9 protein-coding genes and 1 rRNA gene are annotated in these 9,463 nt (G+C 70.1%); 3 read left to right on the forward strand and 7 right to left on the reverse strand.

Translation table 11 applies throughout. The features are described 5' to 3' along the window. Nucleotides 1-100: 100 nt before the first annotated feature. Both rrf and BZL64_RS28640 read left to right on the forward strand, forming a co-directional pair. Nucleotides 101-217: ribosomal RNA gene (gene rrf / locus BZL64_RS28635) — 5S ribosomal RNA — on the forward strand. Between the two features lie 125 nt (nucleotides 218-342). After that, nucleotides 343-891 carry a GNAT family N-acetyltransferase gene (locus BZL64_RS28640; protein WP_086772068.1) on the forward strand — a complete coding sequence of 183 codons (549 nt, stop codon included), beginning with the start codon at nucleotides 343-345 and terminating at the stop codon, nucleotides 889-891. A gap of 3 nt (nucleotides 892-894) precedes the next feature. On the opposite strand, the gene BZL64_RS28645 is transcribed toward BZL64_RS28640, so the two are convergent. The 7 genes from BZL64_RS28645 to BZL64_RS28675 form a co-directional block, all read right to left on the reverse strand. After that, entirely contained in the window at nucleotides 895-2,346 is a 1,452-nt protein-coding gene (locus tag BZL64_RS28645) for a type IV secretory system conjugative DNA transfer family protein (protein ID WP_086772069.1), read from the reverse strand. 14 nt (nucleotides 2,347-2,360) lie between these two features. Next, nucleotides 2,361-3,785, reverse strand: coding sequence for an ATP-binding protein (locus BZL64_RS28650; protein WP_073499104.1), 1,425 nt, complete (start codon nucleotides 3,783-3,785; stop codon nucleotides 2,361-2,363). A gap of 9 nt (nucleotides 3,786-3,794) precedes the next feature. Further along, entirely contained in the window at nucleotides 3,795-5,354 is a 1,560-nt protein-coding gene (locus tag BZL64_RS28655; protein ID WP_086772070.1) for an SCO6880 family protein, read from the reverse strand. Then, the gene (locus BZL64_RS28660; RefSeq protein ID WP_086772071.1) at nucleotides 5,351-6,700 is read right to left on the reverse strand and encodes a hypothetical protein; all 1,350 of its coding nucleotides are present in this window, start codon (nucleotides 6,698-6,700) and stop codon (nucleotides 5,351-5,353) included. Before BZL64_RS28660 ends, BZL64_RS28655 begins: the two co-directional genes overlap by 4 nt. Beyond that, nucleotides 6,690-7,514: a DUF8175 domain-containg protein gene (locus BZL64_RS28665; RefSeq protein WP_086772072.1), complete on the reverse strand. Its 825-nt coding sequence runs from the start codon at nucleotides 7,512-7,514 to the stop codon at nucleotides 6,690-6,692. Before BZL64_RS28665 ends, BZL64_RS28660 begins: the two co-directional genes overlap by 11 nt. Before the next feature lie 188 nt (nucleotides 7,515-7,702). Then, nucleotides 7,703-8,011 (reverse strand): hypothetical protein, encoded by a 309-nt coding sequence (locus BZL64_RS28670; RefSeq protein WP_073499096.1) that lies wholly within the window; start codon nucleotides 8,009-8,011, stop codon nucleotides 7,703-7,705. Between the two features lie 343 nt (nucleotides 8,012-8,354). After that, complete coding sequence (locus BZL64_RS28675) at nucleotides 8,355-8,639, reverse strand: DUF397 domain-containing protein (RefSeq protein ID WP_086772073.1); 285 nt, start codon at nucleotides 8,637-8,639, stop codon at nucleotides 8,355-8,357. 91 nt (nucleotides 8,640-8,730) lie between these two features. Between BZL64_RS28675 and BZL64_RS28680 the strand changes: the two genes are divergently transcribed. Further along, on the forward strand, nucleotides 8,731-9,463 hold a 733-nt coding region (locus tag BZL64_RS28680; protein ID WP_086772074.1), incomplete at its 3' end, for a trypsin-like peptidase domain-containing protein.

Here is a 9,463-nt window from a genome sequence, read left to right on the forward strand (position 1 = left end):
GTTGCTCGCGTCCACTGTGTTGGTTCTGAAACCACGAACAGCCCCACATCCACCTCCTAGAGGTGCGGTGTGGTGCGGCAGTTCGACAGTTTCATAGTGTTTCGGTGGTTATAGCGTGAGGGAAACGCCCGGTTACATTCCGAACCCGGAAGCTAAGCCTCACAGCGCCGATGGTACTGCAGGGGGGACCCTGTGGGAGAGTAGGACGCCGCCGAACAATCTTTAGGGAAAACCCCCGTGCCATTGGCACGGGGGTTTTCTGCGTTTACGGTCAACTATGGATATCTTCGGCGCGGGCTAATTCGGGTGAGTGGTCCGGCGACCGGGTACTACGGTGGCCCCATGAGTTACCTGATCAGGTCCGTGCGTGCCGAGGAGTGGCCGGCTGCGAAGGGGCTGCGGCTCCTGGCGTTGCGGGACCCGGTCGCGCACCTCGCCTTCCTGGAGACGTACGACGAAGCGCTGGCCAAGCCCGACTCCTTCTGGAAGGAGCGGACCGCCGGAGTGGCCGACGGGGTCGGGGAGGCTCAGCAGATCATCGCCGAAGGGCCCGACGGGGAGTGGGTCGCGACGCTGACCGTGCTCGTCGAGGAGGCCGGCACCAAGGACTGGGCGGGGTTCCCGGTCGAGCAGCGCCAGGGGCATGTCGTGGGCGTGTTCGTGCGGCCCGAGTACCGCGGGATCGGGCTCACCGAGGTCTTGTTCGACGCCGGGCTGGAGTGGGCGTGGTCGCGCGGGCTGGAGCGGGTGAGGCTCATCGTGCACGAGGACAACGGGCGGGCGCGGACCTTCTACAGCAGGGCGGGCTTCCTGCCGAGCGGAGTGGTCGTGGCGCTGGGCGAGGACACCGACGGGGGCCGGGAGCTGGAGTACGTCCTGGAACGGTCGTAGGGGTCACACGGGCAGTTCGTGGTGGGGCCAGCGGGTGCGGGCCTGTTCCCGGGAGCGGAGCAGGGCCAGGGTGGGCAGGCCGCGGTCGCGGCCGTCGGCCAGGAGGTCCGGGAGCTGGGCGAACGGGGCCACGGCCGCGACATCGTCCAGGATCAGGGTCAGTGGTGGGTCGAGCCGACCGGAGGATGACCGTTCGGCCATGCGCCGGCCGCGCTCGACCACGCCTGAGACGAGAGCCGTGAGCAGAGGCATCGCGCCGGGATGCGTCCTCGGGTCCTCGATGGATTCACCGACCACATAAAGCGTTCCCCCCTCGGCGACGAAGGAATCCAGGGCGAGCGCGTCAGTCCGGTTGGGTGTGCACGCCTCGCGGATGTTCACCGTGGAGAGCGCGGACAGGGCTCGGGTCGTCAGTTCCTGGGCGATGTCCCGGCGTTCGGCGTGGGCGGTGAGGGCGGCTTCGAGTTCGCCCGCCGAGCCGGCCGCCGCCTTCGGGTTCGTACGCAGGGTGCGGACCGCTTCCTGGATGCCGGTGCCCTGGGACCAGCGGTGGACATGGCGGACCGTGCGGCCGTCGATGGCGGCGGCGTGCAGATAGCTGCGCAGGAGCGTCTCGGCGGTCTCGGTGACGGCCTGGTCCAGGCGGGCCGTGGGGCGGACGGGGGTGAGCAGGGCCGTCGCTCTGGCCGCCGCTGTCGCCTTGTCCTCGCAGCCCGCGGTCGGGGACCAGTGGAGGCGGGCCGGGGTGTCGCACAGGTGGGTGGGGTCGTAGAGGAGGACGGGGCCGAGTTTGGCTCGGGCGTCCTTGGAGTCCTGCCAGAGTGCCGGGTGCGAGGTGACGACCAGGACGGCGCCCTCCGCGTCGCGTATGGCCTGGGCCGCGGTGAGGTGGCGGGTCTCGGGTGGGGCGTACAGGACCGGGCCTTCGAGGCGGGAAGGTTCCTGGGTGATCGCCGGTTCGGGCTTGAGGAGGGGGGCCGGTGTCACGGGTTCCGGTTCGGGTTCCGTCCGGGGGACGGGTACCTCGTGGTGGACCGGGGCCGGGGCCGGTACCTCGTGGCGGGGTCGGGTTCCCCTGCCCGCCCGCACCGCCCGCCATCGCGCCACCGTGCCCAGGGTGAACACCGTGAGGACCAGGAGGATCATCACCTGGCCGATGAACAGGCCCCAGAAGAGGCCGTAGCCGGAGAGGGCCGACGGGGCGGCGTCGGGCCAGGCGCCGGGGAGGTCGTGGGGTTGGCCGACCAGGTGGCGCATGGCCAGCGGGGTGCGGGGGAAGGTGACGCCGGCCGGCCAGGAGCCGTGGGCGAAGAGGGCCGCGAGGCCCGTCGCCGTCCACACCAGCAGCGTCATGCCGAGCAGGAACGCGAGGAGCCCGAGCAGCAGGCCGTCGGGGATGCCTCCCTGGCCCTGTCCGTGGCCCTGGCCTTGGCCGCGGTCGTCACCCGGTCTCATCGCGTCCCCCGTGTCTACGCCACCGTCGACTCGGACGAGCCGTCCAGGTCGGGCAGGTGCTGTTCCATGAAGGCCGCCGCCCGTTGTTCCTGTTCCAGCTCGGCGGCGCGCAGGGCGTCGTCCTCGGCGAGGTCGGCGGAGGACTGGGTCATCGCGCGGTCGGTGAAGACCAGCGGGCGTTCCGTGTCGGTGATCAGGTGTTTGACGACCTGGACATTGCCGTTGACGTCCCACACCGCGATGCCCGGGGTGAGGGTGGGGATGATCTCCACCGCCCACCGGGGCAGGCCGAGCACGCGGCCCGTCGCCCTCGCCTCGTCGGCCTTCTGGGCGTAGATCGTCCGTGTCGACGCCATTTTGAGGATGGCGGCAGCTTCCTTCGCCGCAGCTCCGTCGACCACGTCGGACAGGTGGTGGACGACGGCGACGAAGGACAGGCCGAGCCGGCGGCCGAACTTCAGCAGCCGCTGGAACAGCTGGGCCACGAACGGGCTGTTGATGATGTGCCAGGCCTCCTCGACCAGGAAGATGCGCTTCTTCCGGTCGGGGCGGATCCAGGTGTGCTCCAGCCACACGCCGACGATCGCCATCAGGATCGGCATGGCGATGGAGTTGCGGTCGATGTGGGACAGGTCGAAGACGATGAGCGGGGCGTCCAGGTCGATGCCGACCGTCGTCGGGCCGTCGAACATGCCGCGCAGGTCACCGTCGACGAGACGGTCCAGGACCAGCGCCACGTCCAGACCCCACGCCCGTACGTCGTCTATGGCGACGTTCATCGCCTCGGCGGACTCCGGCTCGGGGTGCCGTAGCTGCTCGACGATGTCGGTGAGGACCGGCTGGCGTTCGACGATCGTCTCGTTGACGTAGGCGTGGGCGACCTTGAGGGCGAAGCCCGAGCGTTCGTCCAGGCCGTGGCCCATCGCGACCTCGATGATGGTGCGCAGCAGCGCCAGCTGGCCCGTCGTCGTGATCGACGGGTCCAGCGGGTTGAGACGGATGCCGAGGTCCAGCGCGGCCGTCGGGTCCAGGCGGATGGGAGTTATCCCCAGAGCCTGCGCGATGAGGTTCCATTCGCCGACGCCGTCCTCGCCCTGGGCGTCCAGGACGCAGACCTGGCGGTCGCGGAAGCGGAGCTGGCGCAGGACGTACGTCTTCTCCAGGGCCGACTTGCCGTTGCCGGACTCTCCGAGGACCAGCCAGTGCGGGGCCGGGAGCTGCTGGCCGTACAGCTGGAAGGGGTCGTAGATGTAGCCCTTGCCGGAGTAGACCTCGCGGCCGATGATCACGCCCGAGTCGCCGAGGCCGGGGGCGGCGGTCGGGAGGTAGACCGCCTGGGCCTGGCCGGTGGAGGTGCGCACGGGCAGGCGGGTCGTCTCGACCTTGCCGAAGAGGAAGGACGTGAAGGCGTCGGTGACGACGGACATCGGGTCCCGCATGTAAAGCCCCTACCTTCGGATGCCGGTGGCGAACGGGAGGGTGTTCACGAACGCGCGGTGGTGCTCTCGGTCGCACCACTCCAGCTTGAGGTACGACTTGCCCGCAGACGCCCTTATCGTCCGCTTGTCGCGGGCCAGTGCCTCCGGATTGCGGGAGGAGACGGTGATGTAGCCGACGAGGTTGACGCCCGCCGCGCCGCTCGCGAGGTCCTCGCCGCGCTGGTCGATGCGGGAGTGCGCGGCCACGTCGCGCGGGTCCACCGTGCGGTTCATCTTGGCGGCGCGGCTCGCCTCCGCCTCGTCGTTCGTCTTCTCGGTCAGCATGCGTTCGATGGCCACCTCGGTGGGTTCGAGATCCATCGTCACGGCGACCGTGCGGATCACGTCCGGGGTGTGGACGAGGAGCGGGGCCAGGAAGTTGACGCCGACGGGCGTCATCGGCCACTCCTTCACCCAGGCCGTGGCGTGGCACCAGGGGGCTCGGGTGGAGGACTCGCGGGTCTTCGCCTTCAGGTGGGTGGGCTCCATGGCGTCCAGCTCGGCCGGCCAGGCGTTGCGGCGGGTCATCGCCTGGATGTGGTCGATCGGGTGGTCCGGGTCGTACATGGAGTGGATCAGCGACGACAGGCGGCCCTGGCCGAGGGGCTGGCGGACGCGGATGTCCGCTTCCTGGAGGCGGGAGCAGATGTCGGTCAGCTCGCGGGCCATGACGACGGCGAGGCCGGCGTCACGGTCCAGCTTGCGGCCGTTCTGCGGGCGGGCGGCGCGGGCCATGGCGTTGGCCTCGGCGGCCAGTTCGCGCGTGAAGTGCATGCAGGCGACCAGGTAGGCGCGGTGCTGCTCGCTGCTCGTCGACACCATCGACTGGAGCTGCTCGTACGACGACTGCAGCCAGGGCAGCGCCTTGTCGTCGCCGCGCTGGGAGACGTCCTTGGCGTGGGCGTCGGGATCGGCCGGGAGGGTGCGGGCGAGGATCTGCAGGCGGGTGACGAAGCCGTCGCCGTTGGCCACATGCTTGAGGAGGGTGCCGAAGCGGTCGACGAGGGCTTCCTGGTCCTCGCTGTCGCGCAGGCCGACGCCCGGTCCCTCGATCTCGATGGCCGCGGTCACCGTACGGCGGTCCGCGTGCAGGAGTACGGCGATCTCGTCGGGGCCGAAGGGGGCGGCGAGCCAGTTGATGCGGCCGATGCCGGGTGGCGGGCCGACCTCGATCTCCTGGCCGTCGATCCGGGTGCCCGCCTCCATGGCGGCCGAGCGGTAGACCGTGCCCCGGCGCAGGGTGCGCTTGTAACTGCGGTTGATCTCGAACCACTTGTAGAACGTGCGGTGCTTGTACGGCACGTACACCGCGGCGAGCGCGATCATCGGGAAGCCGGCGAGCAGCACGATCCGCAGGGTCAGGACGGGGACGAGGAGCCCGCACATCATGCCGAGGAACGCGCCGACGACGATGAGCGCGATCTCGCCGGACTCGCGGTTGCGGCCGACGATCGCGTTCGGCCGGGCGCGGCCGATCAGATATGTACGGCGGGGCGTGATCACGTGGGACACGTGGGATTCGGTCGTCAACGCCCTTCACCTCCGGTGCGGTTGGTACTGCTGTTGCGGGTGTTGCCGGCGTGCGGGGTGTTCACCGGGCTGCTCGCGCGGGGCGCGGGTGCGGCGGAGGGGACAGATCCGCCGCCGTTCGAGCTGCGCGAGCTGTGTGCGGCCACGCCGCCGGCGGCCTGGTTGGCCGGGCGCTGGCCGCTGGAGGAGGACCCGCCGCCGCCGTTGTTGTCGGCTCGGGTGCTGTGCGTCTTGATGCCCTGGGCGACGAGGGTCGCGGGCGAGCTGATGACGGCCGCGGCCTTGCCCTCGGCGCCCTGCATGATGCGGTTGTTGCGCGAGTTCGCGATCTCGTCGCCGAAGCCCGGCACGAATCGGTAGATCATCGCGCTGGCGAAGATGGCCAGCAGGATGATGGACAGGCCGGAGACGACGGCGCCGAACGCGTTGGGGCCGTCGTCGGCGGAGAGCGCTCCGGCCAGGCCGAGGACGATCACGATGACCGGCTTGACCAGGATGACGGCGATCATGATGCCGGCCCAGCGGCGGACGTGGCCCCACAGGTTCTTGTCGACGAGGCCGGCGTAGACGACCGTGCCGAGCAGGGCGCCGACGTAGAGCAGAGCGGCCCGCAGGACCAGCTCCAGCCACAGGACGCCGGCGGCGAGGATGGACACCAGGGAGACCACGATCAGCATGATCGGACCGCCGCCGATGTCCTCGCCCTTCTCCAGGGCGGCGGAGAAGGTGCCGAAGTAGGCGTCGGTCTGGCCGCCGGTCGTCTTCGCCAGGACCTCGCTGATGCCGTCGGTGGCCGAGACGACCGTGTAGAGGATCAGCGGGGTGAAGGCGGAGGCGAGGACGGTGAGCCAGAGGAAACCGACGGCTTCGCCGATGGCGGTGGTGAGGGGGACCCCGCGGACCGCCCGCTTGGCGACGGCCAGCAGCCACAGCAGGAGGGTCAGGACGGTCGACGCGGCGAACACAACGGCGTACTGCTGGAGGAACCGGGCGTTGGTGAAGTCGACGTTCGCGGTGTCCTGCACGGCGGCGCTGAGCTTCTCAACGGTCCAGGCGGCGGCTTCGGCACAGCCCTTGGCCAGCGAGGAGAGGGGGTCGAGGGTGTCGGAGACGCCGGGGGTGGTGGTGCCGGAGGGGGTGTTGCCTTTTTCGCAGTACTTCTTGGCTTCCCCCGGGATGAGGCTGCAGTCGAGGCTGCTCGTCGGGGACGGCGAGGCAGTCGTGGGAGTCGGCGTCGGGCTGGGTGTGGGTGCGGCGAAGGCACGGGTGGCCAGCAGCACGGCCGAGGCCTGGACGGCCGCGACGACTCCGGCGAGCCGGAGCACGCGGTGCGGGTTACCGGGCATACGTGAACCCTCCGTACTCCTCGATGGCCTTGCTGATCTCGTCGGAGGCGGCGGCCCTGTCGTCGCCCGGGACGGGAGCCGGTCCGTCCTTCTGCTCGTCGGCGGTGATCTTCCAGTCGCCCTCGACCCACTGGAGGTCGAAGGTCCAGGTCTTCCACGACGAGGTGACGGGGTCGGTCGAGTTCTCCCCGGACATGCCGATCAGGCCGAGATACCAGACGGCGACCTTGGCGGTGGTGTCGGCGTAGGCCCGGACCGTGGTGCCCACCGGGACGACGCGGGAGACGAAGGTGTTGCCCTCGGGGGCGTTTCCGTCGGCGTCGAGGCCCAGCTTGGCGAGGAAGGCGGCCGAATAGGCCTGGTCCATCGGCGCTTGCAGCCCGGCGGCGGTGGCGGCGGTGTAGACGGTGTCGACGAGGGCGTGCCGGCTCGCCTTCTGGAACATGCCGGTGGAGCCCAGTGCGACGGCGTAGTTGGCGGCCGCGGACTGGGCTCCCTGCTCGGTCCGGGGGAAGCCGGACGGGATGGCGCCGGTCTTGGTCTCGACCGGCTTCGTCCCGCTCGCTGCAGTCGACGAAGTCCCCGGCCGGTCGGCGTTGGTCTCGCCGGTGGCCGTGGTGGAAGGGGAGTCGTCTCCTCCACGGTTCGCGAAGGCGATCGCGGCGATGAGGAGGACGACGACGCCGACCACCATGACCAGGTTGCGCGAGGACGAGCGCGCCGGGCGGCGGGCGCCGCCGTAGGGGTCGGCCTCGGGGAGGCGCATGCGGGTGCCCGCCGGCTCGCCGTAGTCGTGTTCGTCTCCGGGACTCATGCCGTGTACGCCCCCTCGCTGCCGTACCGGAACACGTAGTAGTACGACGGTAGCCGTGCTGGTTCCCGCGCGGGCGCGGTGTGGTGACTCGACATCAGGGAAACGCAACCTCAGCCGGTGGGCACGACGGGTGGGTGGGGTGGAGAGGGCCGGGCGTGCCCGGAACGGACGGGGGTCGGTGACGCCCGCTACACGGCCATGCCGTACACGATCGTGAACAGGGTGCCGAGGGACCCGATGATGAAGACGCCCGTCAGCCCGGCGATGATGAGGCCCTTGCCCTGTTCCGCGCTGAAGGTGTCGCGCAGGGCCGTCGCGCCGATGCGCTGCTTGGCGGCGCCCCAGATCGCGATTCCGAGGCAGAGGAGGATGGCGATGGCCATCACCACCTCGATCATCACCTTGGCCTCGTTGCCCAGGCTGCCGAAGGGGCCCCAGTCCGGAGCGATCCCGCCGATGATGGTGTTGATGTCTCCCTTGTCGGCCGCAAAGAGCATGTAAGTCACCGCCCCTGGTGGGTAGTTCCGAGAGGCCCCTGCGGTGTGCAGAGGTCAGGACTCATTGTCGCCGACAACGCCGCCTTCGTATGTCGACTTGGCGTCATTGACGGGCGGGATTCGTACGAAAAGCTCGCACTCGTCACTCTGTGTATCACGGTAGGTTACGCCGGGCAACGAGGTCGGAGCGGAACCTGTCGTGTGGTTCCGTCGTTGACCCACTTCACGGCCGAGTGCCGTTTCTGACGGCTGGTCGGGTGAGAGCCCGATTCGATGTTCTCATGCCCGACGGTGTACGGAGGCGGGCCCAGGGCCCGCTGTGAGGACCGTCTCTGACCTGAGGTCAGACGGTGCTCGCGGGGTCGCCGTCCGCTTCAGCCGAGGTCTCGGCTTCCGCCACGCCTTCCACGAAGTGGTCGAACTCGCCGGCCTGTACTCCTAGTACGAAGGCGTCCCACTTGCGGCGGTTCGTCGTGACCACGTTGTCCGGGTCGCTGGTCTCGCGGAGGTAGACGGGGGCCTCCGTGTCGTCGCCCTCGCCGAAGGCGATCTCGATCCAGGGGCCGGGGCCGGTCGCCTCCGGCGGGGCGGCACGCACCCAGGTGAGGTCGGGGGGGATGTCGGTCACGGGAGATGCCTTCCGCACGGGGCCTCTACGACTTCGTGGACGATAGCGGGGTCTGACCCGGCTCTCACCTTCGTGGGACACAGTGGGGGCGATGAAGCGCAGCCCGCGTCCCTACGCCGCCCTGCTCGGTGTCGTCCTGCTGGCGGTCACCTCGGCCTCGGAGGCGGCTGCCGGCGGCGGGACCGGCCCTCTCGGGGTGACGGTCGCCGCAGGGGTGACGGCGGGGACGGCGCGGGTGGGGGCGCTGTTCGACGCGGACGATGCCGAGGGGCCGGGCGGGCTTGTCGGAGCGCACTCCTGTACGGCGTCCGTCGTGCGCGGTCCGCACCGCGATCTCCTGGTCACCGCCGCGCACTGCCTCGCCGGGCGGGGTCCGCTCGTCTTCGTACCCGGATACCGGGACGGGAAGGCCCCCTACGGGGTGTGGAGGGTCGAGCGGAACTTCCTTCCCGACGGGTGGGCCGAGAGGCGCGACGAGGACAGTGACGTCGCGTTCGCGGTGGTCGGGGAGAAGGGTGGGAAGGGGGTCGAGGACGTTGTCGGGGGCAATCGGTTCGTGACCCGGACGGATGTCGGCGCGACCGCCGTGACCGTCACCGGATACCCCGACTCCCGCGAGACGCCCCTCACCTGCAGCGACAGGCCGCGTTCCCACAGCCGTACCCAGCAGCGCATCGACTGTCCCGGATTCAGCGGGGGGACCAGCGGCAGCCCGTGGGTCAACGGGTTCAGGGAGGTCGTAGGGGTACTGGGGGGACACGAGCAGGGGGGTGCCACGGACGACATCTCGTACAGCGTCGTCCTCGGGGCGGAGGCCGCGGCGC

It is taken from the genome of Streptomyces bobili, from assembly GCF_002154575.1.
GTDB lineage: Bacteria > Actinomycetota > Actinomycetes > Streptomycetales > Streptomycetaceae > Streptomyces > Streptomyces bobili.